The following is a 17,467-nucleotide window of genomic DNA, read 5'->3' on the forward strand; positions in this document are numbered from 1 at the left end:
ACAAATTACATTCCGCATTTTATACGGAACATTAATCTAAATAGTTGAATGTGTTTACTTTGTAAACCACAGACTTTATAAATTATAATACATATGAGTTTCATTAATTCCGTGCTAAAGGCCTTTGTTGGTGATAAAGCCAAAAAAGACGTTAAGCAATTACAGCCAATAGTTGATAAAATTAAAGCCTTTGAACAAAGTTTAGAAGCTATTAGTCTAGATGAGCTAAGGGCAAAAACAGTAGAGTTTAAAGAAAAATTAAAGGCAGACACAAAAGAGTTAAATGAACAAATAGAAGCTCTTAAAATTGAAGTAGAGTCTTCTACAGATATAGATAAGAACGAAGATCTTTACTCAGAAATAGATCGTTTACAAGAAGAAGTATATAAAACGTTAGAAAAATCACTTTCAGATCTTTTACCAGAAGCTTTTGCTGTTGTTAAAGAAACTGCTAAACGTTTTACAAATAACACTACACTTACAGTTACTGCTACAGAATATGACAGGCAGTTGTCTGGTATTAAAGACTATGTTAGCTTAGAAGGTGACAAAGCCGTATGGCAAAATTCTTGGGATGCTGCAGGTAAGCAAGTAACTTGGGATATGGTACATTATGATGTACAGCTAATTGGTGGTATTGCACTACACCAAGGTAAAATTGCAGAAATGCAAACTGGTGAGGGTAAAACCTTAGTTGCTACATTACCAGTATACCTAAATGCACTTACTGGTAATGGCGTACACCTTGTAACCGTTAACGATTATCTGGCAAAAAGAGATAGCGCGTGGATGGCACCAATATTTCAGTTTCACGGATTTACTATAGATTGTATAGATTATCACCAACCTAATTCTGATGCCCGTAGAACTGCATACAACGCAGACATAACCTATGGTACAAATAATGAATTTGGTTTTGATTATTTGCGTGATAATATGGCTCATAAACCAACAGACCTAGTACAGCGTCCGCATAATTTTGCTATTGTAGATGAAGTAGATTCTGTGTTGGTTGATGATGCACGTACACCATTAATTATTTCTGGTCCTGTACCCGAAGGAGACAGACACGAGTTTAACGAGTTAAAACCAAAAGTTGCAGACATTGTACAATTACAAAAACAATACTTAACTGGTGTTTTAGCAGAAGCTAAAAAATTAATAAAAGAAGGTGACACAAAAGAAGGCGGTTTTTTATTACTGCGTGTATACCGTGGATTACCTAAAAACAAAGCTCTTATTAAGTTTTTAAGTGAAGAAGGTATTAAGCAATTATTACAAAAAACTGAAAACTTTTACATGCAAGACAACAACCGTGAAATGCCTACGGTAGATGAAGAGTTGTTATTTGTAATTGATGAAAAAAACAATCAGATAGAGCTAACAGACAAAGGAATTAAACACATCTCTGGAGATGTAGACAGTAATTTCTTTGTAATGCCAGATATTGGTTATGAAATTGCACAGATAGAAAACCAAAATCTAGATATAGAAAAAGAAGCTGAACTTAAAGAAGAGTTATTTAAAGACTTCTCTATTAAAAGTGAGCGTATACATACAATGAACCAATTACTTAAAGCTTACACTCTTTTTGAAAAAGATGTAGAGTATGTAGTAATGGATAATAAAGTAATGATTGTAGATGAGCAAACTGGTCGTATTATGGACGGTCGTCGTTACTCAGATGGTCTACACCAATCTATAGAAGCTAAAGAGAATGTAAAAATTGAAGCAATGACGCAAACATTTGCTACAGTTACATTACAAAACTACTTTAGAATGTACAACAAGCTTGCAGGTATGACTGGTACAGCCATTACAGAAGCTGGTGAATTTTGGGAAATTTACAAGTTAGATGTTATGGAAATACCAACTAACAGACCAATTGCTCGTGACGATAGAAACGATTTAATTTACAAAACAAAAAGAGAAAAATACAATGCCATTATAGAGGAAGTTACACAACTATCTAACTCTGGCAGACCGGTACTTATTGGTACAACTTCTGTAGAAATATCAGAATTGTTATCTAGAATGTTAACCATACGTAAAGTACCACACAATGTACTTAACGCTAAGTTACATAAGAAAGAAGCAGATGTAGTTGCACAAGCAGGTAATGCTGGTATTGTAACTATTGCAACCAATATGGCAGGTCGTGGTACCGATATTAAATTATCTACAGACGTTAAAAATGCTGGTGGTTTGGCAATTATTGGTACAGAGCGTCACGATTCTAGACGTGTAGATAGACAGTTACGTGGTAGAGCTGGTCGTCAAGGAGATCCAGGAAGTTCTCAATTTTATGTTTCTTTAGAAGATAACCTTATGCGTTTATTTGGTTCGGATAGAGTTGCTAAAATGATGGATAAAATGGGCTTAGAAGAAGGCGAAGTTATTCAGCACTCAATGATGACAAAATCTATAGAACGTGCACAGAAAAAAGTTGAAGAAAACAACTTTGGAGTACGTAAACGTTTATTAGAGTATGATGATGTTATGAATGCCCAAAGAGAGGTAATTTACAAAAGAAGACGTCATGCATTACAAGGAGAGCGTTTAAAATTAGATATTGCTAATATGATTTATGATACCTGCGAGTCTATTGCAGAAGGTAATAAAGCTGCTAGCGATTATAAAAACTTTGAGTTTGAATTAATTAAGTATTTCTCTGTTACAGCTCCTATTACTGAAGATGAGTTTGCAAAAATGTCTACTCAAGATATTGCTAGCAAAACTTATAAAGTAGTATACGAGCATTACCAAAATAAAATGGAGCGTAACGCCGCTACAGTATTTCCGGTAATTAAGAACGTATATGAAGATGCTGCTAATAATTTTGAACGTATAGAAGTTACTTTTACAGACGGTATTAAAGCACTTAAAATAGTTACCAACCTTAAAGAGGCTTACGAAAGTAACGGTAAACAATTGGTTAACGATTTTGAAAAGAACATTACACTTGCCATTGTAGATGATGCTTGGAAAACCCATTTACGTAAAATGGATGAGCTAAAACAATCTGTACAATTAGCTGTTCATGAACAAAAAGATCCGCTATTAATTTACAAGTTTGAAGCTTTTGAACTTTTTAAGTCTATGGTAGATACAGTAAATAAAGATGTAGTATCATTCTTGTTTAAAGCAGAGTTACCAACTGGTGACACATCAGACATACAGGAAGCAAGAACCGTAAGAAGGCCACAAGCAAACTTACAAACTACAAAAGAAGAAATACCTAACAGTGATGAGTTAGCTGCACAAAACAGAGCTGCAAGTCAAACACAAGGTAATAGACCACAAGTAACAGAAACAATTACTAGAGAAAGACCAAAAATTGGTAGAAATGACAGAGTTACAATTAAAAATGTGATGAATGGCGAATCTAAAGTTGTTAAGTTTAAACAAGCAGAGCCTTTATTAGCAAGAGGTGAATGGGTACTGGTTGAAGAATAAACCAGTACTATTAAACATAAAAAAAGCAGCTCTTTTAAGAGCTGCTTTTTTATTTATACGCAGTTATAACTGCAATTGTTGTTAGTTACTTTTTTATGCTTTTGTTACGTACAGGAACTTTAATTGCACGCACTTTTGGTTTATTATTAAATAACAAACCAATTGTAATAGCTGCTATTGTAATTAAAGTTATATATATCATAATTAAACTAATTTTGCTTTATTTGCTTTTGTCTCAAAAGATAACGCTTTAATAATATTTGCATTTTTAATTAAATACAAACGTGCAACGCTATTCTGTTTTGTATTATTTAAAACTGTAGACCCTTTTACAATTGAAGCTATTTTCTCTACTTCAACTTTTTTTATAGGCAACTTTTTAGTTTTTTGTGCTTGTACAGATAAACCAACACATAAAATTAAAGATAAGGTAACTAAAGTTTTCATAAATAGGTTTTTGTTTCCTATAAAATTACAACGCTTATCATTCCAAGTTTTTTCATACTCGTTTAAAAACACTTTTTTATCGTTGACTTGCAATAACTTAGATGAACTACCTATTAAAAAATAATAGTATTTACCTTTATAAGCACTTTATCTTAAAAAATATGCACTTTAACGATTTAATAAAGACTAAAACACTATTTAACAATCAGTTATAAATTACTTTACATTAAGCAATTTTAGACTTGCTACGCTTTGTAGAAAAAGATAATGCTTTTTTAACTTTAGAGTTTTTAAACTTATACAAACGTGCAACTTTAGTTTCTTGTTGTACAGCTTCTTTCTTTACTACTGCAGCTTTTATCTCTGTAGTTTCCATTTTTAAAACAGGAGTAACTTTAGCTTCTTGTGCCTGTGCTGTAACGCCTACTGTAATAATGAATAATAAAGTGATAATTGCTTTCATAGTAACTTTGTTTGTTGATGTAAAATTACTACCAACTTAAAGTTACAGAAATCTAAATCGCTTAAACACCCTTATTTTTAGGTGTTTGACAAAATTTATGATAAAGTGTAAAAAATCTTCGATGACTGAAATTAAGCTAAAATCAGCTAATCGAAATTAAGTGTATTACAACTGATATTGTGCAGAAAGAAAAAAATAAATAAGGAGATATAAAAACAAAAATATAGTCTACGCTTATTACGCCACTTTAGTCTTAGCCTTTTTAATAACAAAAGTTAATGCTTTTTTAATTTTAGAGTTTTTAAACTTGTATAAACGTGCAACCTCAACTTTTTCTTTAACAACGTCTTTTTTAATTTCTGTAATTTTAGCTTCTGTAGTTTCTATATTTAAAACAGCTGTAGTTTTAGCTTCTTGTGCTTGTGCAGTTAATCCTAATGTAATAACGAATAATAAAGTGATAATAGCTTTCATAATATTTTTGTTTTGTTTTACAAAGCTACTTACCACATACACCCAAAATTAACATTTGCAGATGAGTATCTCTTAACTATAGACGAGTGGTAATAAAGTAAATACTGGTAACGTTCACCGTAAATCCTATAAATACACCGTAAAACCAATTAACGGTATTTTATGCATTTTATCGATAAACACACTATATATCAACCTAAAAAAATAAATGAATAATAAAAACTAAGAGTAACGTAATTGAATTAAGCAATTTTAGACTTTCCACGTTTTGTAGAAAAAGATAATGCTTTTTTAATTTTAGAGTTTTTAAACTTATATAAACGTGCAACTTTAGTTTCTTGTTGTACAGCTTCTTTTTTCACTACTGTAGCTTTTACCTCTGTAGTTTCCATTTTTAAAACAGGAGTAACTTTAGCTTCTTGTGCCTGTGCTGTAACGCCTACTGTAATAATGAATAATAAAGTGATAATTGCTTTCATAGTAACTTAGTTTTGATACTGTAAAATTACTATCAAGCTAAGGGCTACTAAATCTAAATCGCTTAAACACCCTTATTTTTAGGTGTTTGACAAAATTTATGATAAAGTGTAAAAAATCTTCGATGACTGAAATTAAGCTAAAATCCTCTAATCGAAATTAAGTGCACTTAATCTTAAATAAAGACATTTATATTTTTAACAGCAAGTTTGGATTAGGACAATTTTGCGCATAATAAGCTAAATCTTTTTTGGTACAAACTCCTGGATAATCTCCCTTAAAGTCTTTTATATCCATTATAAGCTGAAAATGTAAATGTGGTGCATAACCTACATTGACCTCAGCAGTACCTAAAGTTGCCAAAACAGTACCCTGTACAATCTCTTTACCAACATATATATTGTTTAATGAAGAAACAGACAAGTGTCCGTATAAAGTAAAAAATGTTTGTTCATATATTGTGTGTTCTAATATTATTGTAGGTCCGTAATCTCCAAATACATTATTATTTTTAAAACTATGCACTACTCCACTTACAGGCACTATAACTTCTGCACCAGCATCTGCCCAAAAATCTACACCCAAATGTATATTACGTACATCACTACTTTGTTTAGTAAAGTTTTCATTATTAGCATATAGATTTCTTTTTTCTAAATACCCACCAAAAGCAACTGTTCCATTTTTAAGTTCTAATTGCTGCTTAATATACGCTTCACATTCATTTGCCCTGGTAATATCTACCTTATCTAACTCTTTATTACCGGTAGATAAGTCCACAGAAATATAACTGTCTTTTAAATTAGTGGTATTTATAATAGAAGTAAAACCTGTAGTTACAGATTGCAAAAAATTTGCTGTATTTTGCATAAATAAAATGTTAATGTATTTTTAAAATAGATGTACCCTTGTAAGTATATTTAAAAGTAGCGCACTAATTTATTAAAAAGAAAATTTATGAGAATAGTTAAAGTTGCATTATTACTAAGCACTATATTAATATCTACAAGTTGTTCATCTAAAAACAATACAAAAAAAGAAACTAGTACAGAAGCCAAAGCAGAGACTAAAACAGTTATTCAGGATTTAAGCTCTTATGAAACTGCCTATTTTGCAAGTGGTTGCTTTTGGTGTGTAGAAGCTGTTTTTGAGAGTGTTAAAGGTGTTAAGGAAGTAATATCTGGCTATGCAGGAGGTAAAGAAAAAAATCCTACTTACGAGCAAGTAGGTAGTGGTAATAGCACACACGCAGAAGCTGTTGTTGTTTACTACAACCCAAAACAAGTTAGTTATGCTACCTTAGTTAAAGTTTTTTTTGGATCTCAAGACCCAACAACATTAAACCGCCAAGGACCAGATAAAGGCACACAATATAGATCTATTGCTTTTTACAAAAACAAGCAAGAACAAAAAATTATAACAGACTATGTAGCTAAGCTTACTAAAGAAAAAGTATTTAGCTCTAAAATTGTAACAGAAATAACTCCATTTACAACTTTTTACAAGGCAGAAGGCTACCACCAAGATTACGAAAAAAAACATCCTAACAACCCGTACATTAAAAATGTATCTATACCTAGGCTAAATAGGTTTAAAAGTAAATTTCCAGAGTTATTAAAAAAAGATTCTCATTAAAGATTGGCTTCATTTTAAAACAACATCACTGTAAGATGCATTTATATTAACAGATTTATTTGTGTTATTAGATGCATTAAATCCTTTGTGTACTATTATATTCTGATTTACAGACTTATTTACTGATAAACCTACAGGCAAAGCTACTTTAGATGACTTGCCCTTTACATATATTGAATAAGATGATTTTGGTAAGGATGCATTTAAATTACCATTAGTTATGGTTACATCTAGATCCTCAAAACTTGAAGAAACTGAGTTTATTTCTACATCACCAAAATCGTTTGTAATAAAAGCTGACTTTAACAACTCATTAATTGTAATGTTTGATGAAACAGCACTTAAAGTAAGCTCATTAACTGTTTTTAAATCTATAGCTTTAGCATAACTAGTTTTTAGTTGTCCTACGTTCCAATTACTAACATATACAGGAGAATAAGACGCATTTACATACGTCTTATCTCCATTTATTGTTGTAGCTAGCAAACTTGCATAAGACAAGTTTGCGTTTATATTTGTAGTATTCTCAGCTAGTTTTACTTTACCGTGGCGTACATCCATTTTTATGGTTGCAGATTTAGGCATTTTAATCTTAATAGTTTTTTTAACTTTTAAGCTTTTAGTATCACCACCTTTAGAAATGTAAAATGTATTTGGACTAGTATAAAACTCATTGGAGTCCATATAAAATACATCTCCGTTTTGCTGTGCTTTTAAAACTTTAGCTTTTACCTTTTCTGCTATTAGCTTATGTTTTTCAGCAATCTCCTTATGCTTCTCTCTTATAATTTTTGCTTGTTTCTGAGTAATCTCTGCCTTTTTTTTAACTTCTGCTACCCATTTTTTTATTTCAGCTTCGTTTTTAGCTCCCATATCTTTTTGAAACTCTTTTTGCCACTTTTGTATATACTCTTTACCTCCTTTTTGATATTCTTCATAATCAAAGTCTGCAAATTTTACGTCTTTTAAATCAAAATCTAGAACTATAGAGTCCATCCTAATAGTATCCATATCAAAAGATACTCTAGCAGGAAAATTAGAGGTATTAAAATGTACTGGATATGCATTTGCAAAGCTGGTTGTTTTACTAAAAAATTTGTTACCTCCGGTAGATACAGTTACTTTACTAGAGTTTCCTAGGATATCCATTTTATTACGAATAAAATACTTTTCTGCTTCATCTGTAGTCATTCCTTCAACCTCTATTGTAGCTTCTATTTGTATTACGTTCTTGTTCCAGGTATCAAACTCAATATCTGCATTGTTGGTATCTAAATCTAAAACGGCGTTTTTATCTACATTAAAAACTTCTTTAATTTTTTTTGTTTGTTTTTGAGCGTACAAACCTACATTTACCAACAGTGCTAAAACTGCTATACTCTTATACATTAATTGTTTCATTTTGGGTGCTTTTTAATTCGTTTAACTTTTTTCTTAGTTTTTGTAGCAACTGCAAACGCAATTGCAAATTGTTAATTAAAGCAGAAATTAATTGATCATTAGGCCCAATGGTGTTTAACTCTGTATTAAGTTCTTGGTATTCTTTATGCAACTCCGCTAAGCGCTCCATATAACTATCTACCAATGTTTTATTATCGTTAGACACTTGCAACTGTGCCAACTCTAAATTTATATTTACTTTATAATAATCTTCTATTTTTTTTAAGTCAGGAGATAATGCCCCTAGGGTTATCCCATCTTTGCTTTTGGTTACCTTTTCTGCATCTACAATAGTTGGTTGCACAGGAGTGTTCTTGGTTTTTGCAACATAAATAAGCAAAGATATACTTAGCATTAATAGTACACTAGCAGCTACTTTATACCTAAATTTTGCAGTATATTTTGGTGTAGCAGGCATAGTTTGGTTAAGTTTATCTTCAAACCTAGCCATATGCCCATCTTTTAAGTTGTGCTTTTGCTTTGCTCTTTCTTTCTTAAATATTTCTCTAAGATCCTGTCCCATATCTTTTCTCTTTTAAAAGTTCTTTTAACAAGCCTTTACCTCTTAACAAGCGTGTTCTACAGGCAGACTCTGTAATATCTAATATTCCAGATGTTTCTGAGTGGTCATATCCTTCAATTAAATATAATTGTACCACACATTGGTATTTGCTTGGTAGCTGAGCTATTGCAAACTTTATTTGCTGCAGAGTTACCGTATCTTCTACCAACCAATCATCATCTTCTACCACTCTTAAATTAGTTTCTGTTAAGGCTACATATTTATCTTTTTTAACTTTTATAAAATCTAAACATTTGTGTACTACAATTTTTTTAAGCCAAGCACCAAAGGTTACTTCTCCTCTATACTGGTGTATTTTTTCAAAAGCATTAATAAATGCCTCTTGCACTACATCTTCTGCATCGTCTTCATTTTTTAAAAAACGCATAGCCACACAATACATACCATTACAGTATTGCTTATAAAGCTGCATTTGTGCTTTACGGTTATTTGTTTTGCATTTTTTAATAATATCAGCAGTAGACATTAATTTTTTCTTGTATTAGGTTTAGTTTGTTATTTAAAAGACGATACAAAATTACTGATGTTGCAAAAACATAAATTATTTTTGTTTTTTTTGTAGCAATCCCTATTAAATTAAAGCAATTTTACACTTTATATAATATACTGGTTAAAGTACAAATTAAGCAGTTCTTAATTAAGCAAGATTTAGTAACTTAGAGAAAAACCTAAAAAAACAACCACAATATGAAAGTTATACAATGGATGATTGTTACAGTAGTGGTGTTAGGACTACTTACAATTTTTGTTGGGTTACCAATGATGAAAGACCAAACTAAAAAATTTAGTCCGGAAGCTACTGTAACATATAATAAAGACGGTTACAATTTAAACGTAGTTTATTGTAGCCCTTCTAAAAAAGACAGACACATTTTTGGTTCGCTTGTACCGTATAACAAAGTTTGGAGAACTGGCGCTAATGAACCTACTACTTTTAAAACCACTTCTGCTATTAAAGTAGATGGTAAAAACTTACCTGCTGGCACATATTCTATCTGGTCTAAACCAAATAAAGACAGTTGGGATATTATTTTTAATAAAGAAGTTCCAGATTGGGGAGTTACAATTTTAAGCGGTGGAGCAGAAACTACCAGAAATGCAAAACAAGATATTGTAACAGTAACTGTACCTGTAACAAAATTAGATTCGGTTAAAGAAAGATTTACCATTAACTTTGAAGACAAAGAACAACCGTACTTAACTTTAGCTTGGGATAAAACCAAAGTTAACGTACCTATTAGCAAGTAATATTGAACACAAATAAAAATATAAGTAACCAAAGTGCTTCTAAAATTAAAAAATTTAGAAGAGAATTACCCTCTACAGAAAACTTAACCAATGGTATTTTAAGTGGTAATAAAACAGCTTTAAGTAGAGCTATTACACTTATAGAGAGCACCAACAGTACACACACTAAACAAGCTAATGAAATTATAGAGCGTTGTTTACTACACAAAACTAACAGTATTAGAATTGGTATAACTGGTGTACCTGGCGTTGGTAAAAGTACTTTTATAGAACGCTTTGGAAAAAAACTTACTGCCCAAGGTAATAAAGTTGCTGTTTTAGCTGTAGACCCAACAAGTACTGTTACAAAAGGTAGCATTTTGGGTGATAAAACACGAATGGAAGAACTTGTAAAAGACGAAAATGCATTTATTAGACCATCTCCCTCTGGCAGCTCTTTAGGTGGTGTTGCCCGTAAAACAAGAGAAACCATTGTACTTTGTGAAGCTGCCGGCTATAATGTTATTTTAATTGAAACCGTTGGTGTAGGACAAAGTGAAACTGCTGTACATAGTATGGTAGACTTTTTTCTTTTATTAAAATTGGCAGGTGCTGGTGACGAGCTACAAGGTATTAAGCGTGGTATTATGGAAATGGCAGATGCCATAGTAATTAATAAATCTGACGGAGATAATGTACAACGTGCTAAAAAAGCAAGAGTAGAGTTTACACGTGCTCTGCATTTATTAAAAACACAAGATAATGGCTGGGTACCAAAAGTGCTAGCTTGTTCTGCTCTAGAAGATATTGGTATTACAGATGTTTGGGAAACAATAACAAACTATGTTGCTATTAACACCAAAAACAACTTTTTTATACAAAAAAGACAAGAGCAAAATAAATATTGGCTATTACAAACCATTGAAGACCAATTAAAACAACAGTTTTACAGTAATAAAAGTGTAAAGGCAGAATTACAAGTTGCTATAGATGCTGTTATAAACAATAAAACATCACCTTTTACTGCTGCAGACAAATTATTAAACCTACACAGTAAGTAATACCAACCACTAGTTTGTATATTATGACGCACGAGTTTACTATAATTGTACCTATTTACAATGAAGAAGACAATATTGCTAGATTAGATAAAGAGCTTAACAATTACTTAAATGTTGCTCTAAAAAAAACAACTGTCTTATTTATAAATGATGGCTCTACAGATAATAGTCAAGCATTACTAGAGCAAATATGTGCTAACAACACTCATTTTTCTTTTGTACAGTTTGATAAAAATTACGGTTTAACAGCTGCTATTAAAGCAGGTTTTGATACTGCTACAACAGAACTTGTTGGTTACATTGATGCAGACTTACAAACAAGCCCGTTAGATTTTAATTTACTTTTAGATTATATACCAGAATACGACTTAGTTACTGGTATTAGAACAAACAGGAAAGATTCTGGTTTTAAAAAATTGTCATCTAGCCTAGCCAACAAAATAAGACGTTTTTTTACCAATGATGGTGTAGAAGATACTGGTTGCCCATTAAAAGTTATTAAAACCGCTTACGCTAAAAAAATACCACTTTTTAATGGTTTACATAGATTTTTACCCGCAATGATATTATTACAAAACGGAAAAGTAAAACAAATTCCGGTACAACATTTTCCTAGAATTGCTGGTAAAACAAAATTTGGATTCTGGAACAGGTCTTTGGGCCCATTAGCAGATTGTTTTGCCTATTTATGGATGAAGCATAAATACATTAGTTATAACGTTACAAAAAAAGCAACTAAACATAAAAGTTAAAATCTTACCAAAGTATAACACACCTTTTATTGGCAATTATTACCTTTGATTATTAGCAAAAAATATAAAATGAAAACAATAGATAAAGTAGTTTACGCAGTCTTATTTTTAATATGTAGTATTGGTTTGTATTTTGGACTAACAGACAAAGAATTTTTTGACACATATTATGCACAAGAAGACGGACTTGTAGAATACGGTACTGCATTAATGCTGTTTATTATTAGTTTAATTTGTTTATACAGGTTAATTACAATATCTAAAGGAAAATCTATAACCTGGAAAATAGGAACATTACTTTTTGCTATTTTGTTTTTATTTGGAGCAGGTGAAGAAGTATCATGGGGCCAACGTATTCTTGGTGTAGAATCTAGTGAGTTTTTTATAGAGAATAACGCACAAGGAGAAACCAACTTACACAATATGGTTGTAGGAGAAACCAAAGTAAACAAACTAATATTTAGTCAATTACTTATGGTTGTAATGGTTATGTATTTAATTGTGTCCCCTATTCTTTACAGAAAAAAAGAGTGGTTTAAACAACTGGTAAATACGTTTGCTGTTCCTATGGTAAAATGGCATCATACCATTGCCTTTTTAACTGCAACAGCATTAGTTGTTAGCAACCCAGCTGGTAGAACTTGGGAAGTTTACGAACTAGTTTTTGGTGCTATATTTATTTTAATATTTTTAGCTCCGCTAAATAATTCTATATTTAAAAAAGAAAGTTAATTATAGCTTTAACTTTGCAGCCATTAGCTGCATCAGTTTGTAAAAAACAAAACCTAAAAAACTACCAATTACAATACCTGTAGCAACATCTAATGTATAATGCACACCAATGTATATTCTGCTGTAGGCAACAAATGCTGCCCAAGTAAGTAGCAGTACTTTTATGTATTTAAATTTATCTTTAAGTACATTTCCAAAAAATACTGCAACAGCAAAAGAATTTGCTGCATGTGCAGAAAAGTAGCCGTATTTACCTCCACAAGAACTTTTTACCAAACGTACTAAACCATCTAAGTCTGGGTTATGACAAGGCCTTAAACGCGCAATACCATACTTAAAAAAATTAGCCAATTGGTCTGTAGCTCCTATTAAAATACCTACAGATACTAATATTAAAAATGTTTTTTTTAATCCAACTTGCTTGTACGTAAAAAATAACAACACAGCATACAATGGTATAGAGCTTTTTTTATTGGTAACAAACATCCAAAAACCATCCCAAGTGCTAGTTCCTAAATTATTTAGGTATAAAAAAAAATTAGTATCGTATTGTATTAATTCTTCAAGCATAATTGTAATTTATTCTTCGTAACGAGAAATTTCTCTATCATAAAAAGCAGTAGCTTCAGCAATTAACTTTTCTGCTTCTTCAGTTAATTCTGCTTCATCTTCTTTTGTGAAATCTTCTAACCACTCTACCTCATCATCTTCTAAATTAATTATAAACCTAGGGTAATCTGTATGTATTATAAATATAGCTGTTGGGTAATCAGTGTTATCGCCCAATAAAAACTTTGGAAAATCCATAATTATTCTTCTGTATTAAGTATTAATTTTTTTGTTAGTATGTTAAATCTAATGTACAATAAAAAAGCAGATGCAGTTAAGCCAGCCAATAAGCCAATCCAAATTCCTGTACTTTTTAAAGGAGTATATAGACCTAGATAAAAGCATATAGGAAAACCTATTAACCAATAGGCTATAAATGTAATTAGTGTTGGTATAGCAACATCTTGCAAACCACGTAAAGCACCAAGCACTACAACCTGCAGTCCGTCTGAAATTTGAAAAAAGGCTGCAACTAATAGTAATTGAGCTGCTATTAAAATAACCTCTGTATTATCTACAATGTTTGCTGTATCATTAACATCTAAATACACTGTTGGCAACCAATGTCTAAAAATTAAGAATAAAGTTGCAAAAACAACTTCTAATAAAAATGTAAGCAAAAATATAGATTGTGCCATTCTGCGCAAATCTTTAAAATTACCTAAACCTTTTTGGTTACCTACACGTACCATTGCAGCTACTCCTAGTCCCATACCAACCATAAACGTCATACTAGACAGGTTTAATGCTATTTGGTTTGCTGCCTGTGGATTTTTACCAAGTACACCACTTATCCATATAGCTGCTGTAAATATGGCAACTTCAAAAAACATTTGCAATGCAGAAGGAAAACCAATTTTCATAATTTTGTTTAGTATTTGGTTTTCTATTTTTTTAAAATTGAAACCCGTAACGTATTTATGAAACTTTTTAGTTTGTTTTAGCATTACCCATATTAAAACAACCATAGAAATTCTAGATACCAATGTACCAATGGCTGCTCCTATAATACCTAGTTCAGGAAAACCAAAGTTTCCAAAAATTAGTAAGTAGTTTAATAGTATGTTTATAGCATTACCAATTAAAGTAACATACATAGGGTATTTTGTTTGCGATAAGCCATCTGAAAATTGTTTAAACGCTTGAAAAATCACTAATGGCACTAATGAAAAAGCTACCAAATCTAAATAAGGAATAGCGAGTTCTACAACCTCTGGCGGTTGTTTCATTAAATACATTAATGGTTTACCTAAAAGTATAACTCCAAATAAAAACAGGCCTAAAACGGTACATAGCAACAGTCCGTGTTTTAGTGCGTTTTTAGCATCCTTTACATTATTAGCGCCATCTGCCTCTGCTACCAATGGTGTTATTGCTGTAGAGAAACCAATTCCTAAAGACATTGCAATAAATACAAAACTATTACCTAAAGATACAGCTGCTAACTCTGCTGTACCTAGTTGCCCAACCATAATATTATCTGCAAAACCAACAAATGTGTGCCCCAATAAGCCTAATATAACTGGGAATGCTAGCTTTAAGTTGTATTTAAATTCTTTTGTGTATTGTTTCAATTTTTGAATGCTTTAAAAAATGAAATTAAAATAATTATAGGTCTTACTGCAGTATTAGTTTTCTTTTTTTGCTTGGTTCCAGAAAACATCCATTTCTGCAAGTGTCATATCTTGCAAAGATTTACCCATTTCTTTTGCCTTAGTTTCTAAATACTGAAACCTTTTGATGAACTTTTTGTTTGTACGTTCTAGCGCATCTTCTGGATTAACCTTTAAAAAGCGTGCGTAATTAATCATAGAAAACAAAACATCCCCAAATTCTGCTTCTATTTTGTCTTGGTTAGCATCATTTACTTCTTCTTGCAACTCTGCTAGTTCTTCCTGCACTTTTTCAAATACCTGTTGTGGCTCTTCCCAATCAAATCCTACACCGGCAACTTTATCTTGTATTCTACTTGCTTTTACTAATGCAGGCAAACTTTTAGGAACACCCTCTAAAACACTTTTTTTTCCTTCTTTTAGTTTTAGTTTTTCCCAGTTACGCTTAACCTCTTCTTCATCTTCTACCTTAACATCTCCATAAATATGAGGATGACGATGTATTAGTTTGTCACAAATTTCATTTGCAACATCAGCTATATCAAAATCATTAGTTTCACTACCAATTTTAGCATAAAAAACGATATGTAAAAGTAAATCTCCTAATTCTTTTTTAACTTCTTCTAAATTATTGTCTAAAATAGCATCACCTAACTCATAGGTTTCTTCTATGGTTAAGTGGCGTAAGGTTTGTAAGGTTTGCTTTTTATCCCAAGGGCATTGCTCTCGCAATTCTTCCATTATGGTAAGCAATCTATCTATAGCTTTTAATTGTGTACTTCTAGAATTCATCCTAAAAAAAGTTTTGGTAAAAGTACAAAGACTATCGTTTTAAAAAGCACAAAAAACAAGAGTAATTTGCTTTAAATAACAAAAAGCAACACCGGCTTATTCTTTTGCTTTTTCTTGTAATAACTGTAAATACATTTGCTCTACTTTGGTACGTGCCCAAGGTGTTCTGCGTAAAAAATGAAGACTAGATTTTACTGTTGGCCTATGGGTAAAACAGCGTATATTAACTGTATTACCCATATATTCCCAGCCATAAAAGTCTACCAGCTCATCTATAATAGTTGCTAGTTTTACACCGTGTAAAGGATCATTAGACTTTTGCATTATTATTAATTGCGTTTATTGTTAGACCTGCGGTCATTATTACGTTTAGGTCTACGGTTATTGCTAGTATTGTTTTTAGATGCTCCGCCTTTAGGCTTGCTGCTAGAACTTCTAGAACGATTATTACGTTGTCCTTGTTTAATTGGTTTTGTAGATGCATTAGGATCTGGCTCAAAACCTTCTACAATTTCTACAGGAATTTGCATTCCTATTAATTTTTGAATATCTTTTAAATATGTGGTTTCATCTGCACTAACTAAAGATACTGCCTCACCACTTGCACCTGCCCTACCTGTTCTACCTATACGGTGTACATAGTCCTCAGATATATTTGGAATTTCATAATTAATTACGTGTGGTAGTAAAGGAATATCTAAACCACGTGCAGCAATATCTGTAGCTACTAACACACGTAGTGTTCCTTTTTTAAATCCGTCTAATGCTTTTGTACGTGCACCCTGACTTTTGTTACCGTGTATAGCCGCTGCAGAAATACCTTTTGAGCTCATTTTTTTACACAAGTTATTTGCTCCGTGTTTTGTTCTTGTAAACACTAATACTTGTTGCCAATTGCCGTCTGATATTAACTTAATAATTAAGCCCGTTTTTTTACCTTTGGCTACTCTGTAAACTTTTTGCTTAATTACCTCTACAGCTGTATTTTCTGGTGTAGCTTCAACCTGTATAGGGTTATTTAAAATACCGTGAGCTAGCTTTTTAATGTCTTTAGAAAAAGTTGCTGAAAACATTAAATTTTGTCTTTTTGCTGGTATTAACTTCATTACGCGTTCTATATCACGCAAAAAACCCATATCTAACATACGGTCTGCTTCATCCAACACAAAAATTTCTACTTTATCTAATGATAAAAATCGTTGGTTATGAAGATCTAGTAAACGCCCAGGTGTTGCCACCAAAACATCCATTCCTCTTTTTAAATTTGCTATTTGTGGTTTTTGGTTTACTCCACCAAAAATTACCGCGGAGCGTAAATCTAAAAACTCGCTATATTCTTTTACGTTAGCAAATATTTGCGCTGCTAATTCTCTTGTTGGCGTTAATATTAAAGCGCGTACTGGCCTATGTCTTAACGCTTTTTGTTCTGATAATAAATGTAATAATGGTAAAGTAAAACCTGCTGTTTTACCTGTGCCTGTTTGTGCAGATGCCAAAACATCTTTACCTTCTAAAACAGGCGGTATTGCTTTTTCTTGTATTGGAGACGGAGTTGTATACCCCTTTTTGTCTATTGCTTTTAATAGATTATTAGATAAACCTAAGTTTTTAAATGTCATAAATTAGTATTGATGAACCATAACTTTTTATTAAAGTCTGTTCTTAAAATTAAATGCAAAAGTAATGCTATTTTTATGGTTAATACT

Annotated in this window: 20 protein-coding genes; 6 read left to right on the forward strand and 14 right to left on the reverse strand. The window is 31.7% G+C overall.

The window, feature by feature from the left end; translation table 11 throughout:
* Positions 1-93: 93 nt before the first annotated feature.
* A complete protein-coding gene (secA, locus tag CELLY_RS00210; RefSeq protein WP_013619626.1) occupies positions 94-3,456 on the forward strand; it encodes a preprotein translocase subunit SecA in 3,363 nt (1,120 codons plus the stop codon).
* A 204-nt stretch (positions 3,457-3,660) separates the two neighbouring features.
* Here the strand turns inward: secA and CELLY_RS00215 are convergent, their stop codons facing one another.
* From CELLY_RS00215 to CELLY_RS00235, 5 genes are all read right to left on the reverse strand, one after another.
* Positions 3,661-3,903, reverse strand: coding sequence for a hypothetical protein (locus tag CELLY_RS00215; protein WP_034647105.1), 243 nt, complete (start codon positions 3,901-3,903; stop codon positions 3,661-3,663).
* Between the two features lie 226 nt (positions 3,904-4,129).
* Positions 4,130-4,366: a hypothetical protein gene (locus tag CELLY_RS00220; RefSeq protein ID WP_013619629.1), complete on the reverse strand. Its 237-nt coding sequence runs from the start codon at positions 4,364-4,366 to the stop codon at positions 4,130-4,132.
* Between the two features lie 237 nt (positions 4,367-4,603).
* Positions 4,604-4,840, reverse strand: a complete 237-nt coding sequence (locus CELLY_RS00225) for a hypothetical protein (protein WP_013619630.1) — start codon at positions 4,838-4,840, stop codon at positions 4,604-4,606.
* A gap of 242 nt (positions 4,841-5,082) precedes the next feature.
* The gene (locus CELLY_RS00230) at positions 5,083-5,319 is read right to left on the reverse strand and encodes a hypothetical protein (RefSeq protein WP_013619631.1); all 237 of its coding nucleotides are present in this window, start codon (positions 5,317-5,319) and stop codon (positions 5,083-5,085) included.
* Positions 5,320-5,506: 187 nt separating this feature from the next.
* Positions 5,507-6,187, reverse strand: coding sequence for a peptidoglycan DD-metalloendopeptidase family protein (locus CELLY_RS00235; RefSeq protein ID WP_013619632.1), 681 nt, complete (start codon positions 6,185-6,187; stop codon positions 5,507-5,509).
* A gap of 87 nt (positions 6,188-6,274) precedes the next feature.
* Here CELLY_RS00235 and msrA point away from each other — a divergent pair, with 87 nt between their 5' ends.
* A complete protein-coding gene (msrA, locus tag CELLY_RS00240; RefSeq protein WP_013619633.1) occupies positions 6,275-6,952 on the forward strand; it encodes a peptide-methionine (S)-S-oxide reductase MsrA in 678 nt (225 codons plus the stop codon).
* Positions 6,953-6,961: 9 nt separating this feature from the next.
* Here the strand turns inward: msrA and CELLY_RS00245 are convergent, their stop codons facing one another.
* Genes CELLY_RS00245 through CELLY_RS00255 form a run of 3 tightly spaced genes read right to left on the reverse strand, consistent with a single transcriptional unit; the run spans position 6,962 to position 9,441 of the window.
* Positions 6,962-8,353 (reverse strand): hypothetical protein, encoded by a 1,392-nt coding sequence (locus tag CELLY_RS00245; RefSeq protein ID WP_013619634.1) that lies wholly within the window; start codon positions 8,351-8,353, stop codon positions 6,962-6,964.
* On the reverse strand, positions 8,334-8,915 hold the full coding sequence (locus tag CELLY_RS00250; protein ID WP_013619635.1) for a hypothetical protein: 582 nt from the start codon (positions 8,913-8,915) through the stop codon (positions 8,334-8,336). Before CELLY_RS00250 ends, CELLY_RS00245 begins: the two co-directional genes overlap by 20 nt.
* On the reverse strand, positions 8,899-9,441 hold the full coding sequence (locus CELLY_RS00255) for an RNA polymerase sigma factor (RefSeq protein ID WP_013619636.1): 543 nt from the start codon (positions 9,439-9,441) through the stop codon (positions 8,899-8,901). Before CELLY_RS00255 ends, CELLY_RS00250 begins: the two co-directional genes overlap by 17 nt.
* A 221-nt stretch (positions 9,442-9,662) precedes the next feature.
* Here CELLY_RS00255 and CELLY_RS00260 point away from each other — a divergent pair, with 221 nt between their 5' ends.
* The 4 genes from CELLY_RS00260 to CELLY_RS00275 all read left to right on the forward strand — a co-directional run bounded on the left by CELLY_RS00260 (position 9,663) and on the right by CELLY_RS00275 (position 12,747).
* Positions 9,663-10,223, forward strand: coding sequence for a DUF2911 domain-containing protein (locus CELLY_RS00260; protein WP_013619637.1), 561 nt, complete (start codon positions 9,663-9,665; stop codon positions 10,221-10,223).
* 2 nt (positions 10,224-10,225) lie between these two features.
* Positions 10,226-11,263 (forward strand): methylmalonyl Co-A mutase-associated GTPase MeaB, encoded by a 1,038-nt coding sequence (gene meaB / locus CELLY_RS00265; RefSeq protein WP_013619638.1) that lies wholly within the window; start codon positions 10,226-10,228, stop codon positions 11,261-11,263.
* A 23-nt stretch (positions 11,264-11,286) separates the two neighbouring features.
* A complete protein-coding gene (locus tag CELLY_RS00270; protein WP_013619639.1) occupies positions 11,287-12,015 on the forward strand; it encodes a glycosyltransferase in 729 nt (242 codons plus the stop codon).
* 69 nt (positions 12,016-12,084) lie between these two features.
* Positions 12,085-12,747: a hypothetical protein gene (locus CELLY_RS00275; RefSeq protein ID WP_013619640.1), complete on the forward strand. Its 663-nt coding sequence runs from the start codon at positions 12,085-12,087 to the stop codon at positions 12,745-12,747.
* Here the strand turns inward: CELLY_RS00275 and CELLY_RS00280 are convergent, their stop codons facing one another.
* The 6 genes from CELLY_RS00280 to CELLY_RS00305 all read right to left on the reverse strand — a co-directional run bounded on the left by CELLY_RS00280 (position 12,748) and on the right by CELLY_RS00305 (position 17,380).
* Positions 12,748-13,317, reverse strand: coding sequence for a phosphatase PAP2 family protein (locus tag CELLY_RS00280; protein ID WP_013619641.1), 570 nt, complete (start codon positions 13,315-13,317; stop codon positions 12,748-12,750). It abuts the gene before it with no gap.
* 9 nt (positions 13,318-13,326) lie between these two features.
* On the reverse strand, positions 13,327-13,554 hold the full coding sequence (locus tag CELLY_RS00285) for a hypothetical protein (protein ID WP_013619642.1): 228 nt from the start codon (positions 13,552-13,554) through the stop codon (positions 13,327-13,329).
* 2 nt (positions 13,555-13,556) lie between these two features.
* A complete protein-coding gene (locus CELLY_RS00290; RefSeq protein WP_013619643.1) occupies positions 13,557-14,930 on the reverse strand; it encodes an MATE family efflux transporter in 1,374 nt (457 codons plus the stop codon).
* 54 nt (positions 14,931-14,984) lie between these two features.
* Entirely contained in the window at positions 14,985-15,761 is a 777-nt protein-coding gene (gene mazG, locus CELLY_RS00295) for a nucleoside triphosphate pyrophosphohydrolase (protein ID WP_013619644.1), read from the reverse strand.
* 96 nt (positions 15,762-15,857) lie between these two features.
* Complete coding sequence (locus CELLY_RS00300) at positions 15,858-16,085, reverse strand: VF530 family protein (protein WP_013619645.1); 228 nt, start codon at positions 16,083-16,085, stop codon at positions 15,858-15,860.
* Between the two features lie 5 nt (positions 16,086-16,090).
* Complete coding sequence (locus CELLY_RS00305) at positions 16,091-17,380, reverse strand: DEAD/DEAH box helicase (RefSeq protein WP_013619646.1); 1,290 nt, start codon at positions 17,378-17,380, stop codon at positions 16,091-16,093.
* Between the last annotated feature and the right edge of the window lie 87 nt (positions 17,381-17,467).

The sequence above is a fragment of the Cellulophaga lytica DSM 7489 genome (assembly GCF_000190595.1).
GTDB lineage: Bacteria > Bacteroidota > Bacteroidia > Flavobacteriales > Flavobacteriaceae > Cellulophaga > Cellulophaga lytica.